Annotated in this window: 11 protein-coding genes; 3 read left to right on the top strand and 8 right to left on the bottom strand. The window is 30.6% G+C overall.

Translation table 11 applies throughout. The annotated features are described in order from the left end of the window. Positions 1 to 4: 4 nt before the first annotated feature. The 8 genes from ACY2RX_RS08625 to rhaD form a co-directional block, all read right to left on the bottom strand. Positions 5 to 3370 carry a SusC/RagA family TonB-linked outer membrane protein gene (locus ACY2RX_RS08625; protein WP_490103568.1) on the bottom strand — a complete coding sequence of 1122 codons (3366 nt, stop codon included), beginning with the start codon at positions 3368 to 3370 and terminating at the stop codon, positions 5 to 7. Between the two features lie 220 nt (positions 3371 to 3590). Continuing rightward, positions 3591 to 4760: a FecR family protein gene (locus tag ACY2RX_RS08620; RefSeq protein ID WP_490103567.1), complete on the bottom strand. Its 1170-nt coding sequence runs from the start codon at positions 4758 to 4760 to the stop codon at positions 3591 to 3593. A 112-nt stretch (positions 4761 to 4872) separates the two neighbouring features. Further along, complete coding sequence (locus tag ACY2RX_RS08615; protein ID WP_490103566.1) at positions 4873 to 5415, bottom strand: RNA polymerase sigma-70 factor; 543 nt, start codon at positions 5413 to 5415, stop codon at positions 4873 to 4875. A gap of 123 nt (positions 5416 to 5538) precedes the next feature. Then, complete coding sequence (fucU, locus tag ACY2RX_RS08610; RefSeq protein WP_490103565.1) at positions 5539 to 5973, bottom strand: L-fucose mutarotase; 435 nt, start codon at positions 5971 to 5973, stop codon at positions 5539 to 5541. A 370-nt stretch (positions 5974 to 6343) separates the two neighbouring features. Continuing rightward, the gene (locus tag ACY2RX_RS08605; protein WP_490103564.1) at positions 6344 to 7498 is read right to left on the bottom strand and encodes an iron-containing alcohol dehydrogenase; all 1155 of its coding nucleotides are present in this window, start codon (positions 7496 to 7498) and stop codon (positions 6344 to 6346) included. 5 nt (positions 7499 to 7503) lie between these two features. Continuing rightward, complete coding sequence (locus ACY2RX_RS08600) at positions 7504 to 8817, bottom strand: FGGY family carbohydrate kinase (protein ID WP_490103563.1); 1314 nt, start codon at positions 8815 to 8817, stop codon at positions 7504 to 7506. A 198-nt stretch (positions 8818 to 9015) separates the two neighbouring features. Then, positions 9016 to 10803, bottom strand: coding sequence for an L-fucose isomerase (locus ACY2RX_RS08595; RefSeq protein WP_490103562.1), 1788 nt, complete (start codon positions 10801 to 10803; stop codon positions 9016 to 9018). 19 nt (positions 10804 to 10822) lie between these two features. After that, positions 10823 to 11617 carry a rhamnulose-1-phosphate aldolase gene (rhaD, locus tag ACY2RX_RS08590; RefSeq protein ID WP_490103561.1) on the bottom strand — a complete coding sequence of 265 codons (795 nt, stop codon included), beginning with the start codon at positions 11615 to 11617 and terminating at the stop codon, positions 10823 to 10825. 100 nt (positions 11618 to 11717) lie between these two features. On the opposite strand from rhaD, the gene ACY2RX_RS08585 reads away from it, so the two are divergent. The 3 genes from ACY2RX_RS08585 to fucP all read left to right on the top strand — a co-directional run bounded on the left by ACY2RX_RS08585 (position 11718) and on the right by fucP (position 15655). Continuing rightward, complete coding sequence (locus tag ACY2RX_RS08585; protein WP_490103560.1) at positions 11718 to 12623, top strand: helix-turn-helix domain-containing protein; 906 nt, start codon at positions 11718 to 11720, stop codon at positions 12621 to 12623. 244 nt (positions 12624 to 12867) lie between these two features. Continuing rightward, positions 12868 to 14307 carry an aldehyde dehydrogenase gene (gene aldA / locus ACY2RX_RS08580; protein ID WP_490103559.1) on the top strand — a complete coding sequence of 480 codons (1440 nt, stop codon included), beginning with the start codon at positions 12868 to 12870 and terminating at the stop codon, positions 14305 to 14307. Positions 14308 to 14359: 52 nt separating this feature from the next. Further along, positions 14360 to 15655: an L-fucose:H+ symporter permease gene (gene fucP / locus ACY2RX_RS08575; protein WP_490103558.1), complete on the top strand. Its 1296-nt coding sequence runs from the start codon at positions 14360 to 14362 to the stop codon at positions 15653 to 15655. Positions 15656 to 15658 lie beyond the last annotated feature (3 nt).

Below are 15658 nucleotides of genomic sequence, written 5' to 3'. Positions count from 1 at the left end.
TTTCTTAAAAATTTAAATTAACACCAAAAACAATAGATTTTTCTAAAGGGAAATTACCTAAGGTAACACCAGGTTTAAGAGGGTTTCCTTCACTTTGTTCTGGATTATATCCTCTGAAATTGGTAAATGTAAATGGATTCTTTGCTGATGTGTAAACTCTAATACTATTAACAAATAGGTTTTTTACTAAACTTTTATCTAGTGTTAAACCAAAGGTTATATTACGAATTCGTATAAATGATGCATCGTCAATAAAAAGGTCAGACTCTCTGTGTAAGGTATTTGATCTTGAACCAGGTTTTGCATATTTACCAGGGCTATCTACACTCCTCCAAACATTATTCACATAATCTTTAGTATGATTCCCCCAAGGTTCATGAGAATAAAGAACTACACTTACCATTCTATCATGAACAGAAACACCTTCTACTCCTTGTAAATTAAAACTAAAATCTACAAACTTATACTTAAATGTATTCGTTAATCCCCAAGTATAATCTGGCCAATATGTACCTAAACTAGTTCTGTCATCACTATTAATAATACCATCTCTATTCAAATCCACAAATCTGTACTCTCCAATATTTGCTTTGTTTCTAAATTTTGGAAGATTATCTACTTGCTCTTGAGTTTCAAAAATACCTGCAATTTTATAACCATAATGTGCTCCTACAGGTTTCCCTACTTCAGTAATATTTCTACCTGAAATAATCCTGTCTTGTCCTGGACCTAAGGAAAGTACCTTATTTTTGTTTTTTGAAATATTTGCTAAAGAATTTATTTCAAAATCACCTATTTTAGTTTGATAACCAATACTAAATTCTAAACCTTCATTTCTTATTTTTCCAATGTTTTGTAAAGAACTATTAAAACCTGAATGACTTGGCACTGGAACATTTAATAAAAGACCATCTGTATCTGTTCTATAAACCTCTGTAGATAAGGTCAATTTATTATCAAAGAACGCTGCATCAAAACCAATATTCGTTGTAGTTGATTCTTCCCAAGACAGTTTATTATTAGGCGAAGTACTTGGTCTAAGACCACTTGCTACTGCCCCATTAAAATTATAATTAGCTGACCCCAACAAAGCTTGAGAACCAAAATTCCCTATTTGATTATTTCCTGTTATCCCCCAACTACCTCTAAACTTTAAAGAAGAAATAGATGCATCCTTTGGAAAGAAATTTTCTTTATCTACCCTCCATCCTAAAGATAAAGAAGGAAAAACACCAAATTGAGTATCTGCTCCGAATCTTGAAGAACCATCCCTTCTAACTGCTGCAGACAATAAATATTTATCTTGATAATCATATTGTACTCTACCTAAATAAGATATTAGGCTCCACTCAGTTATACTAGAAGATGCAGAAATAATATCTGTTGCTGCATTTATTGTTTGTATTTCATCATTAGGAAATCCTTGAGCTCTAATATTATTTCTTTCAATATTTTCATTTTGTATAGAATACCCTAATAGAACATCTAGGTTATGATCATTAAATCTCTTTTTGTAATGAAGTGTATTTTCACTTATCCAGTTATTAATCCTAAATGTACTTGACCTCCCTTGTGCTACAGTAGGTGCTGGCACTCTATAAATCCCTAAATAGGAAGGTCTAAAATAATTAGAACGAGAAGAAATAATATACCCGCCAAAATATGTTTTTGCTGTTAAATCTTTGAGAACATTGTATTCTAAATACGTTCCCCCCAATAACCTTGAGTCTTCTCTTACATCTTTAGTAAGATCAGAAATAGCTACAACGTTTTCGGCCTCAGGCAAACCATACAATGCAGCTTCTCTTACTTGCTCACTTATTGCATAGGAGCCATCAGCATTATATACTGGGAAAAACGGATGTGAATTAATTCCCATAGACACAGGTGATTGTGCCCATTTTTCAACTATTTTATTTTGTTCAGATTTTGACGGAGTCAAATTAATACCAAATGTTAATTTATCACTAAACTTCGTCTTTAAATTTACTCTTAATGAATATCTCTTAAAACCTGTCCCTATAATTATACCTTCTTGATTAAAATAATTTCCTGACACAAAAAAGGTTGTATTGTCACTACCTCCACTAGCGTTGAATTCATGACTCTCAATAGGAGCATTAACAAAAATAGCATCTTGCCAATCAGTATTCACTAATCCTTTTTGTCCATCTAAATAAGGCTGCATATAGTTAGGAATTAATACCCCTGTACTAGATGTGTTACCTTTTCTTATTTTATTTGAGTCATTAGGAGAATGATTAACTGGATCTAAGCTTACATATTTATTATCACGAGCTTCTTTAATTAATTTCGCCAACCCATAACCGTCCAATAAGTTAAGTTTTTTAGCAACACTTTGAATACCATAATAAGAATTATATGAAAATTGTAATTTCCCTTTTTGTCCTTTTTTAGTAGTAATTAAAATAACTCCGTTAGAACCTCTAGAACCATAAATTGCAGCAGATGCAGCATCTTTTAAAATTTCTACAGACTCAATATCTGTTGGATTTATAGATTGAATATTTGCATTTTCAGACAGTGGTAAACCATCTAAAACTATTAAAGGCTTAGTACCTGCAGTTAATGTTGCCACACCCCTTATGTTTATGTTAGGCGTTGAACCAGGTGCACCAGTATTCTGTGTTACTTGAACACCAGAAAGTTTTCCTGCTAATGCTTGTGAAGCATCTGTAAAAGGAACATCTTTAAGACTTTCTCCTTTAACAGAAGATATTGCTCCAGTTACTTTTGCTTTGGATTGACCACCATACCCAATAACAACGATTTCATCTAATTGCGCAGCATCTTCTTGTAGTGTTATTGTAACAAAAACCTGATTTTTAATTTTGATTTCTTGTGTTTTATATCCTATATAAGACACGACTATTGTAGCATTTTCATCCAAAACTTTTAAAGAAAACTTACCATCAAAATCTGTTTGAGTTCCGTTTGTAGTTCCTTTCTCTAAAATTGAAGCTCCAGGTAATAACTGTCCATTTTTATCTTTAACGGTTCCTGAGACTTGAAATTGTTGCTTTTCTGGCTCTTCTTTAACTAATTTTTGTTTTACTAAAACCGTTTTATTTTTAGTTATAATAATATTAAAGCTTCCGCTAGATAAACTTCTCTTTAATAAATTGTTTGTATTAATCTTTCCTTTTTTTAAAGAAACTTTCGGAAAGTCTTTAAAAATACCTTCTTGGTATATGAATTTGTAATCTGTTTGTTTCATTATAAGATCGAAAACCTCATCAACAGTTAAGGTGATGTCTGAATCGATCTTTATATTAGAACTTTGAGATAGTACCTCACTAGGAGCAAAGCCAAAAGCAGCAATACAAAATAAAAAAATGAGGGCTTTCATAAAGACTTTGATTATTTTTTTTCTAAAATTAAATAGAACATTCTTTAATATAATTTCCATAAATTTGTTTAGTTATTTATTAGTTAAATATTTAATTAATGATTCAAAAAAGGGAATTTGAGTCTTACACTTACCACGGTTTATACTCTATTCCCTTTGCTTTTTTCTTATTTCGTTATTTTTTTCATATCCTTTATAGTTTTGGTTATTGAATAGTAATTTATTTTAAAATGATTGTATTATCGTTTATTTCATAATCTTTAAGCACACTTAATGTTTTAATTGTAGCCAGAATTTCTTCTATTTTTTGGTCTTTTCCTAACACTCCTTTAAATGTAATATCTTCAAGTTCTTTGTTTTTAAAAAAGACATCTATATCATACCATCTAGAAATTATTTTCATAATCTCTTTTAATGGTTTTTCTCTAAAACTGAAAACACCATCTTTCCAAGATATTTCAGTATAAACATCAACAGTTTTTACTGTAGAAATATTGGTATTTATATCTAAATTTAATTGTTGACTTGGAACTAAATCTTGTTTTTTATCTTTAATACTAACTTCTACTTTCCCCTCTACTAATGTGGTATAAATATTAACCTCATCTTTATATGCTTTGACATTAAACTCTGTACCCAAAACTTTTACTTCTTGAAATTGATTGAATACTTTAAATTTTGAGCCTCCATTTTCTGTACTTGGAGAAACATCAAAATAAGCCTCACCATAAACAAGTTCTACTTGACGAGGTTCTCCTTTAACAAAGTTTGTAGGAAATTTTAATTGAGATTCTGAATTAAGCCATACTTGAGTGCCGTCAGATAATTTTATATAATATTCTCCACCTCTAGGTATGGTTAGGTAATGATATGTAATTTCTTTGGTGGTCTGTTTTTTAGCTTTATAAATAATCTCCTCTCCATTACTTTTGGCGTTTTGTGTTTGAAAAGATTCTCCTTTTTCTAAAGCAATTTGAGAACCATCTTCTAATGTTAAAGTTGCTTTGTCTGTACCAGGTTTTATAGGAGTGTTTACTGTTATTGGATCTATAATTTCAATATCATTTTTAAAAAAATTATCTCTAAAAAAATAACTTGTTGTAAGAATAGCTAATAGAATTGCTGCTGCATATTTTTGCCAAGATTTATTAAATAATTTAATAATTGGTTTTCTTTGATGCTTTTTAGACTTAAGCTCTATAGCAGCCCAAGCTTTTTCTTTATTTATTTCTGAATACGAAGAAACTCGATTTACTAAATCTTTAAAGTTTATTTCTTTTGAAAAAGAGTATTTGTTATTTAACCTTTTTAAATCTTCTTTTTCTAAATCAGTAATAACTTTTAGTTTCTCTTTAATTATTAATGTAGATATGCTAAAAATATCATTCATTTTTTAGTACATTTATATATAGAACAACTAATAATAAAAAAGGTACTATTAAAATTTGTACTTTTTTTTATAAATTAAAATAAACTTTAATATAATGCTCTAAGTGAGGCTATTAGTTAGCTAATAAAAAATAAATAAATGTGTCTAATTTTACAAATTGTTCTCTTAGAATTTTGTAAGACTGTGATTTAAGGGTTTTTACAGTTTGTGTTTTAATGCCTAGCGATTCAGCAATTTCGCTATTTTTTAAACCTTTAAGACTTAATTTAATAATTTCTTTTTTTCGTTTTGGAAGCACTTCTATAGATTTATGCAATTGCCTTACTACCTCTTCTTCTAATAATTGCTTTAGAAATAAGGTATCGTCTTCTAAGGCTTTTATAGTACTAGAAGCATACTTGTCTTTAACCTTATTGTGCTTAATAACATTATAACATTTGTTTCTTGTTGTTTTATATAGGTAAACCTTAAGAGATATATTATCTGGAAAAATATTTTCTTTTTCCCAAAGCCCAACAAAAACATCTTGAACTAAATCTTCACACTCGTCTTTTAAATTCAAAAAACGAGCAGCATATTGCACAAGCCCTTGATAATATAAATCAAATATTTCTTTAATTTTTTCTTTAATGATTATATTCTCTTTAGTTACCAATGAAAACTATTTAATTAGATTAATTAATTTGCAATTTAAATAAAATAAATAGAACTTACTTTTAAAAAATAAGCATCAAAACACTACGAAAATTAATATAAATAATTGCCTTAATTGACTTTTTTAAGTTATTGGTGTTACTCCTTTTTTAAGAATAATATTTCCATATTTTGCAGTTTCTCCTGTTATAACTATAGCAAATGCATCTTTAGCTCTATCATAAAAATCAAATCTATCAATACGTTTTATTGGTGCAGCATTAGGGTAAATAGTATGAATACTTTTTAAATAACTTTCTTCTACCTTAGCATCTAAAACATCTCCTTGAACAGCTGCCATCATAATTAATGGAAAAGGAGTGTAGCTGTCTAATTCAAAAAGAGGTAAAATTCCTGACAATAAAGCTGGTATTGGCACACCATCTAATCGTAAAACTTTTGAGTTAAGGGATTTTGCAGGAAAATGAGCATCCGCTAAAACAATTTCGTCTCCATGGCCCATTTCTGCTAAAATCTTCAATAAAGTTGGACTAATTAATGGTGATATTCCTTTTAACATTTTATAATATATTTAATTTATTTTAATACTTTATCAGTTACAAAGTATTTTTAATTCATCCCCTAAATCCTTTAAAAAACCTAATCTTTTAAACTCAGTGAAGGTAAATAAATTCTTCTACTTTTTAACATTTTTTATTTTAAATAACCCGATAATTCAACAAAACAAAAGGGCGTTATATTAAGTGAAAAGACCTTAAAATGGTTGATGATGTTAAGAAAATGTCTGTTGGAGAATTAGGTGTTGTTACTCAGAAATAAATTAAACTAAAAAAGTATCTTAAAAATTTATAAAGTTTTTAAGATACTTTTTTACATTTTCCTTTTTTTTCAGATTTGCTAAATAGCTTTAAAGTTTTAGAAAATAGATTTTAAAATGCAGCTTTATAAATTGATATTGCATCATTTAAAGTAACGTCTCTAGGGTTACCTCCAGTACAAACATCCTCTAAGGCGTGTTGTGCCATTATTTCAAAATCTTCTTCCTTAACGCCTAATTCTTCAAGTCCTGATGGAATACCCACAGCTTTAGATAATTTTTCAATAGCTTCTATTGCTGCATAAGCTCCTTCTTCATCATTCATATCTAAAACAGCTACACCCATCGCTCTAGCTACTCTTTTTAATTTGTGAGCACATGAAGGAATGTTAAAACGTTCTACATGAGGCAATAAAATGGCATTTGCAACACCGTGTGGTAAATCGTAAACACCTCCTAATTGATGCGCCAGAGAGTGTACAAATCCTAAACCTGCGTTTGAAAAAGATTGACCCGCTATAAATTGTCCCCAAGCCATTTTACTTCTTGCTTCTAGGTTGTTGCCGTTATGTACAGCTTCTTCTAAGCTTTCAGATATCAATTTAATAGCCTCTAATGCCAATGCATCAGACCATCGAAAAGCTCCTTTTGTAACATAAGATTCAATAGCGTGTGTTAAAGCATCCATACCTGTAGCTGCAGTTAGGTCTGCTGGTTTGCCTAACATTAATTCTGGGTCGTTAACCGCTATAGAAACTAAGCAGTTTTTATCTACCATTACCATTTTTATTTGGCGTTCTACATCTGTAATAACATAGTTTATGGTAACTTCACTCGCTGTTCCTGCAGTAGTGTTTATTGCAATTAGTGGTAATGACACTTTTTTAGATTTATGAATACCTTCATAATCATTAATTTCACCGCCATTAGTTGCTAAAATACCAATTGCTTTTCCGCAATCTTGGGGAGATCCGCCACCAAGTGTTAATATAAAATCGCAATTATTTTCTTTTAATAAATCTAATCCGTTATTAACATTTTTTACGGTTGGATTGGGTTTAACATCATCAAAAAGCACCATATCTATATCAGATGCTTTTAAAACATCCATCACTTTTTGTGCAACACCAATTTTAACTAATACATTATCGGTAACAAAAAGTGCTTTTTTATAAGGAAGTGCTTTTAACTCTTCTCCTAAATCATTTAAAGAACCTGGTCCAATTAAACTTAGTGGAGGTAAATAAATTCTTCTACTTTGTAACATATCTTTTATTTTAAAAATTCTTTCATTAATACGGCAGCTCCTAATGCACTGGCATTTTTATAGTTAGGAAACTGTATGTTTTGTTCTGGCATCATAAGTGACAGATAGTAAATAAAGATGTCGTTTTTATTAAATCCGCCAGAAACAAATACATCTTTTAAATTATGGTTACTATCTAATATGAGTTTAATACCCTCATAAACGCGATTCGTTATTTCAAAAACTAATTGATAATAAGCTGCTTTATAGTTATTATATTTTTTTAATTGATTTATATCGCCTTTATAATTCTCTGGAATATCTTTTTTAAAAAAGCTATTTTTTGATGCTGAAACCACATTTTTACACAAATTTTTATCTAATTCTAAATCAGTATAATAATCCGTTTTAACACCAAAATAATTACTAAGAATTAAGGTATTCACTTCATGCACTTTTCCTAAAAATTGCATCGATGATTTTATTTGTTGCTTTTCTGGAGTCATAAAACACAAACAATCGTTTTTTAATTGATGTTGTGTTAAGGTTTTCTTGCTAAAAGGATTCATACAGATAATCCAAGTTCCGGTTGATAATAAAACAAATTCTCTATCTGTTTTGTTATTTTGTAAAAGTGGTATTATTGATGATGAACTATCATGCAATCCTTTACCAATTGCAATATTTTCTCCATTTACATTATGCTTTGTAATACTACTCGTTTTTGTGGGTTTTGGTAATGAAATATTTTCTTTTTCTAACCATTTATGATAGCCCATTTTATCAAAATTCCAAGTAGCAGTATGTGCTCCTATAGAAGTATAATCTGCTGTAATTTTATTAGAAAATAAATAGCTTAAATACTGTGGATAATGTAAAATAGCATCTACTTTATTCCAAAAATGAGGCTTCTTTGTTTTTAGCCAATAGATTTGTAAACCTGCATTTAGCATACCATAAGCAGGTGATGCTGTTTTTCTTGAAAATTCTTCAACACCATCATATTTGTCATAAAAATCATTAAAATCAATATCTAATGGTTTTAAATAATTATAAAGTGGCGTAATGCGTTTTCCTTCTTTATCTAAATAAACTAATGATGCACCATGTGTTGAAAAATTAATAGCTTTAATTTTAAACTCACCTTCTTTTTGAATAATTTTAATTTGCGAAGTAATCCAGTTTTCAATAGCCTTTATATCATCACAAGGATAGCCATCATCATCTACAGTTTCATCAAAACGTATCACATTTTTGTAAACGACTGAAAAATTATGATCAAACAGAAAGATTTTTTTATGTGTTTTTCCGATATCAAAAACGGCTATTACTTTTTTCATTTTTAGATCAATTTAAGACGATAAAGCTCCCATTTAATGAGCGTTTTCTTAATAAAAACAATTTCTTGAAATTCAATATTTTAGATTCCCGTTTTCACGGGAATGACAATTTCAACTGAAACCCCGATGCAAGCATTCGGGGAATTCTTTTCGATTATAATGGAAGCTTCATCTAAAAACTAATTCAAATTTATTTTTTTAAGATTTAAATCCGTATAATGCGCCATAATTTTCGCAGGCTCTGTAATCTGCAGATTCTAGGTTTTCTCCAAACGCAGACCAAGCACTAGGTCTAAACACATCAGCTTCAGCTACATTATGCATATTCACAGGAATACGAAGTATAGAGGCTAACGAAATTAAATCTGCACCAATATGTCCGTAAGAAATAGCTCCGTGATTAGCGCCCCATTTTGCCATAACAGTATATACATCTTTAAAGAATCCTTTTTCTGTTAACCTAGGTACAAACCATGTTGTTGGCCAAGTTGGATTTGTTCTTTCGTCTAATATAGTATGAATATCTTCAGGTAATTCTACACTCCATCCTTCAACTATTTGTAGGACAGGACCAATGCCTTTCACTAAATTTATTCTACACATGGTTAAAGGCATAGTACCTTTTGTTTTAAATTGTGATGAAAAGCCTCCACCTCTAAAATATTCACCAATGGCTGCTGGCCATTTTGTGTTATCTAAACATTTTTGTGCTTCTTCTTCGGTAATATCCCAATACGGTTTCATAGTTGGGTTACCATCTGCATCTGTTTGTTGTGCTGTAGCATCTAATGTGGTTGACCCAGAATTTATCAAGTGAATAATACCATTTTTGGCGATACCAGATAGTTTTTTACCTGTAACACGCTCTACAGATTCTGGGCTCCAATAAGTTCTAACATCTGAAAACAATTGCGCTGTATTGGTTAATAAATGTCCAAATAACATTGAAACTGCGTTTAAACAATCATTTTCTGTTGCAAAAACAAAAGCTTGACGGATACCATTCCAATCGAAAGATGAGTTTAGTATAGATTCTGTAAAATCTGCATTAGGTTGATAGTCTGTCCATTGTCTTTGTCCTTGAAAACCACCCATAATCGCATTTCTTCCTTTTGATTCTTCACCAAAACCAAGTGCTTTCAATTTAGGATTGCCAATCATTAAATCACGACAAATAAGTGTCATTTTAACCACTTTTTTCCACTCTTCTGCTTTTACTTCGGCAGATTTTTGAGCTTCAGGACTGTTATAATCTTTTCCTTCAACACAGTTTTCTTTAGTCCAAGCTAGTGCTTTTTCATATTCTTCTTTATCATAAATACCTTCATCTATACGACGTAATATTTCAACAGATTCTACAAATTCTGCTCTTACGCCTAAGTAATCTTGTAAAAAATTAACATCAACCATAGAGCCAGCAATACCCATAGAACTGTAACCTATTGATAAATATGATTTCCCTTTCATTTGTGCCACCGCTAAAGCTGCCTTAGCAAAACGTAAAAGTTTTTCTTCCACATCTTTTGGAATGCTCATATCGCCAGCATCCTGCACTTCTTTTCCGTAAATACCAAATGCAGGTAATCCTTTTTGAGAATAGCCTGCTAACGCTGCTGCTAAATACACAGCACCTGGTCTTTCTGTACCATTAAAACCCCAAACCGCTTTTGGCATTAAAGGGTCAGTATCCATAACTTCTGTTCCATAACACCAACAAGGAGTTACTGTTAATGATACTTCTACACCTTCTTTTTTAAACTTGTCTGCACAGGCTGCAGCATCTGCAACTCCACCTATGGTGGTGTCTGCAATCACACATTCAACCTGTTCTCCACTAGGGAAACGTAAATTGCTTTCAATCAATTTTGCGGCGGCTTTCGCCATATCCATACATTGATCTTCGAGTGATTCTCTTACACCTGCTTCACGCCCATCTATTACTGGACGAATTCCTATTTTTGGTAGTCTACCTATTAATCTGTTCATCTTAATTATTTTTTTTCAATTAGGTAAATTGTTCTAGTTCTGTTAGTTGTTCATTGGAAAGCCCAGCTGGTTTAAAACCTGAAGCCCAACACATCATTAAAAGTTTAGCTCCTTTATTAGCTACATCTAAAAAATCCCAAGCTTTTTCTACATCTGGTGCTGTAGCTGTTGCTCCGTGTTTTTCCCAAAGCGAAACATTTCTTGTTTTAAATGCTTCTATAGTAACTTTAGCTAATTCTGCTGTACTAGACAAAGCATATGGAGTACAATGAATTCCTTTAGGGACAAATACTTTTACCTCAGGGCACATCATCCAAATTTGTCTATTCAGTTCTTCTTCATTATCAAATAACTCATGATGGCTCATACAAATTAACTCAAGAGGATGTGTGTGAACTACCGCTAAATTTTCTGGCTGATGAATAGAATTAAAAAGATGAATACTTGCATGTGAAATTAACTCGCAAGTAGGTCCAAAATTTTCGCGTTTACCACCCCAAATAATTGAGTATGCTGTTGCAGATTCATTTATATAAAGGATGCAAGAAACTTCTTCTAGTTTATCTACCAAATCTCTTAAATAACATCCTGTTCCTGTAATATATATTACAAGACCACCTGCTCCTTCAGGAAAATCGAAAGGTATTTCTTCTCCAATATCTTTCACTTCTTCTTTTGTAAAGAAAGATGTTAAATTCATAGATATGTTTCCTGCATTTCTTTCTGCCCATTCTCTTTGCCATAAGTATCCTGCTACTTTAGATACTTTTTTTAATTCATTTTCAACTTTAAAAGGAAGATTTATTGTTTTCATAAAATTCTACATTTTTGAATACACAAATTTACGAACAGAGTAGGCACAAATAAATATTCAAAATTTGTATTTTTGTATCTAATTTAAACGTCATTAAAAATTGAAGCTAGCAAAAAACATAGCGTTAGGAGATCCATCTTCTAACAAGCAGCATTTTATAAATTTTAATTTAAAGTTACTTTGCTGTAGATATTGGCTTTTAGATTTATGGGATTGCCATGATATGATATTTCCTTTTTGGAGAATTTATTGGAATAAAAATGAAGGTGGAGAGCTGGTGCATTTAGATGAAATTCATATAATGAAACCTAATGCTTTATATATAATACCTCCTTTTACTTCTTTTTCTTCTCGTTCTTCCAAAAAACATATATTTAAAACCGGAATTCATGTTTCGGGTCGTCATTTAACAAATGACTTTGATGAAAATCTTTATACAGAAAATTCTTTATTTCACTTCTTTATCCACTTTAATCTTGGCTCTCCTTTTGATAATGTGTATCCTGGTATTTTAAAAATTGAGCTAACAGATTACTTAAAAGATAGGTTAGCTTATCTAACTGAAAGATTAAAAATAGAAAACAAAAATTTTAAATTTACTTTTAATTTAAAACTTCAAGCTTTTATAAAAGAAGCTTTAACTAATATAGGACCAGAATTATGGAAAACAATTAATGTTGACCAACGAGTTTTAAAGGTAATACGCCACATAGAAGTTAATATAGGTAATAAATTAAAAAACCCAGAAATTGCATCAATAGTTAATATGGCACCTAATTCTTTTGCGCGTTTATTTAAAAATGAAATGAAAATTACACTTCATAATTTTATACAAAAAAGAAAAATTGCGAGATCTTGCGAATTATTTGAACATACAAATAAAACAATAGAAGAAGTTGCTTTTATTTTAGGTTTTTCTGATAGATACCATTTTTCTAGAGTTTTTAAATTAGTTACAGGCATTAGTCCTGGCTCATATAATTCAGGAAAATACACACAAGTATAAAAATTCTACACAGCAACTAAAACACTCTTAAACAACTCACATTAAAGGGGTTTTAACCTGAGTTAAAATCAACAATTATAGCACAGTGTTTAAATTATACATATTATTGATTGTTATAGATAAAACTTAAAGTAGTGTTTATCTATAAATTTGTGGAAACCGCATATAATTACTAACATTTAATAGTAAGTAAAGAATAAAAAAATATTTTTTATTCTTTTACTATTATAAAAACCACATTATTATGAAGCAATTCAATCAATTTATTAACGGAAAATTTGTAAAATCTACTTCTTCTGATATGAAAGAAGTTTTGAATCCTTGTACCGAAAAAGTTTTATCTTTAATTCCTAAAGGATCTATAATTGATGCGAATAATGCTTTAGAAGCAGCCCAAACTGCACAACAAAATTGGAAATCATTAACAGCAATTGAAAGAGCTAGTTATTTACATAAAATGGCTGATGTAATCAGAAAAAACAGAGTTTTTTTAGCTGAAACTTTAGCTGCTGAACAAGCAAAAGTAATAGGGCTTGCACAAGTAGAAATTGACGTTACTGCTGATTATTTTGATTATAACGCAGGATGGGCAAGAAGAATAGAAGGAGAAATTATTCAATCTGACAGAAAAAAAGAGCACATCTTTTTACATAAAGCTCCTATTGGAGTCGCTGTAGGTATTTGTCCTTGGAATTTTCCGTTTTTTGTAATGGCCCGTAAAGTAGCTCCCTCTTTAGTAACTGGTAATACCTGTGTTATAAAACCAAGCTGTATTGCACCAAATACTATTATGGAGTTTTCTGAATTAATAAAAAATATTGGGTTACCTGCAGGAGTTTTAAATTTTGTTTGTGGTACAGGTTCTATTGTTGGCAATGCGCTTACAAAAAGTCCAATTACAGGAATCGTAAGTCTTACAGGTAGTGTTTTTGCGGGTCAAAAAATTATGGAAGCTGCTGCTGCCAACATTACAAAAGTATCTTTAGAATTAGGAGGTAAAGCTCCTGCAATTGTTTGTGCTGATGCAAATTTAGATTTAGCAGTTAATGCTATTGTTTCATCAAAAGTTATTTTTAGTGGACAAGTTTGTAATTGTGCAGAAAGAGTATATGTAGAAAATGCTGTTTACGATGAGTTTATGGAAAAAGTAACCAAAAAAATGTCTGAAGTAAAAGTAGAAGATGCTTTTTCTGACAATAACCCAGATATGAGTAGTATGGTTTCTAAAGACCAAGTAGACAAAGTTGCTGAAATGGTAGAATTTGCTAAAAAAGAAGGCGCAGAAGTTCTTGTTGGAGGAAATCGTTTAGAACAATTTGAAAAAGGTTATTTTTATCAACCAACGGTTTTAACCAATGTCAATCAAAAAATGCAAATTATACAAGAAGAGGTTTTTGGACCAATATTACCTGTGATGAAATTTGGAGATTTAGACGAAGCTATTAATTTAGCAAATGATTGTGAATACGGATTAACTTCTTCTATTTTTTCTGAAAATTTTAACAAAGTAATGCACGCATCAAACGAACTGCAATTTGGAGAAACCTATGTAAACAGAGAACATTTTGAAGCTATTCAAGGATTTCATGCAGGTTGGAAAAAATCTGGTTTAGGTGGTGCTGATGGTAAACACGGAATGGAAGAGTATTTACAAACCAAAGTTGTTTATGCACAATATAGATAAATATGTAACAAGCCTTAAAAGTTAGGTTTATGTTTTTTAAATTTTTTAGATTATGAGTTCAAAAGAAAAAATACCTGTTGTTTCTAAAGAAGTTTTACTTCCTTTTATAATTATAACATCACTTTTTTCATTGTGGGGTTTTGCTAACGATATAACAAACCCAATGGTTGCTGCATTTGGCACAGTTATGGAAATTTCTACAGCCAAAGCAGCTTTAGTACAACTAGCATTTTATGGCGGCTATGCAACTATGGCAATTCCGGCTGCTTTATTTGTTAGAAAATACAGTTACAAAAAAGGAATTATACTAGGATTAACTTTATATGCTATTGGGGCTTTTCTATTTTTTCCAGCAGCTCAATATGAAGTTTTTGGTTTCTTTTTAGTGTCTTTATATATTTTAACTTTTGGATTGGCTTTTTTAGAAACCACTGCAAATCCTTTTATTTTGTCTATGGGAGATGAACGCACTGCTACTCAAAGATTAAATTTAGCGCAAGCATTTAACCCAATAGGTTCTTTGTTTGGAATGTTTGTTGCCTCAAAATTTATTCTTACAGCCTTAGATTCTGACAAAAGAAATGAAGCTGGAGAGTTAATTTTTTCTACGTTAGATAGTGCAAAAAAAGCAATTATAAGAACCCATGATTTAGAAATTATAAGAAACCCCTATCTTATTTTAGGCTGTGTAGTTGTTGTAATGCTTTTAATTATTTTATTTACTAAAATGCCCAAAAGAAAAAAGAATGAACACCAAACAAGTGTTGCTTCTTCTTTTGGTAGGCTTTTAAGAAACTCAAAATATAGAGAAGGTGTATTCGCACAAGTTTTTTATGTGGCTGCACAAATAATGTGTTGGACATTTATCATTCAATACGCAGACAACCTTGGTATTTCAAAATCAACAGCACAAAACTACAATATTCTTGCAATGGGAATCTTTTTGTCTAGTCGTTTTATAAGTACCTTTTTAATGAAATACATTAACTCAAGAAAACTTTTAACCCTTTTTGCAATAGGAGCTATGTTTACAATGTTAGGTGTAATTTTTATTGAAGGAATGTTTGGTTTATATTGTCTAATTGCTACTTCTGCTTTTATGTCTTTAATGTTTCCTACCATTTACGGAATTGCTTTAAATGGTTTAGGAGAAGATGCTGCTTTAGGTGCAGCAGGACTTGTTATGGCTATTGTTGGTGGCGCTTTAATGCCTATTCTTCAAGGATTGATTATTGATCTAAAAACCGTTGGAAGTTTTTCTGCAGTAAATTTTTCGTTTATTCTACCTTTTATTTGTTTTTGCATTATTGCAATTTACGGTTACAGAACACTAAAAGTACATCAGTAATAT

Source organism: Polaribacter sp. 2405UD43-2 (genome assembly GCF_058147125.1).
This window is presented reverse-complemented; position numbering and strand designations above follow the sequence as displayed.

Excerpts from the sequence above, each read along its gene's own strand:
- ACY2RX_RS08625 (WP_490103568.1), bottom strand. The coding sequence starts at position 3,370 with ATGAAAGCCCTCATTTTTTTATTTTGTATTGCTGCTTTTGGCTTTGCT.
- ACY2RX_RS08620 (WP_490103567.1), bottom strand. The coding sequence starts at position 4,760 with ATGAATGATATTTTTAGCATATCTACATTAATAATTAAAGAGAAACTA.
- fucU (WP_490103565.1), bottom strand. The coding sequence starts at position 5,973 with ATGTTAAAAGGAATATCACCATTAATTAGTCCAACTTTATTGAAGATT.
- ACY2RX_RS08605 (WP_490103564.1), bottom strand. The coding sequence starts at position 7,498 with ATGTTACAAAGTAGAAGAATTTATTTACCTCCACTAAGTTTAATTGGA.
- ACY2RX_RS08600 (WP_490103563.1), bottom strand. The coding sequence starts at position 8,817 with ATGAAAAAAGTAATAGCCGTTTTTGATATCGGAAAAACACATAAAAAA.
- ACY2RX_RS08595 (WP_490103562.1), bottom strand. The coding sequence starts at position 10,803 with ATGAACAGATTAATAGGTAGACTACCAAAAATAGGAATTCGTCCAGTA.
- rhaD (WP_490103561.1), bottom strand. The coding sequence starts at position 11,617 with ATGAAAACAATAAATCTTCCTTTTAAAGTTGAAAATGAATTAAAAAAA.
- aldA (WP_490103559.1), top strand. The coding sequence starts at position 12,868 with ATGAAGCAATTCAATCAATTTATTAACGGAAAATTTGTAAAATCTACT.
- fucP (WP_490103558.1), top strand. The coding sequence starts at position 14,360 with ATGAGTTCAAAAGAAAAAATACCTGTTGTTTCTAAAGAAGTTTTACTT.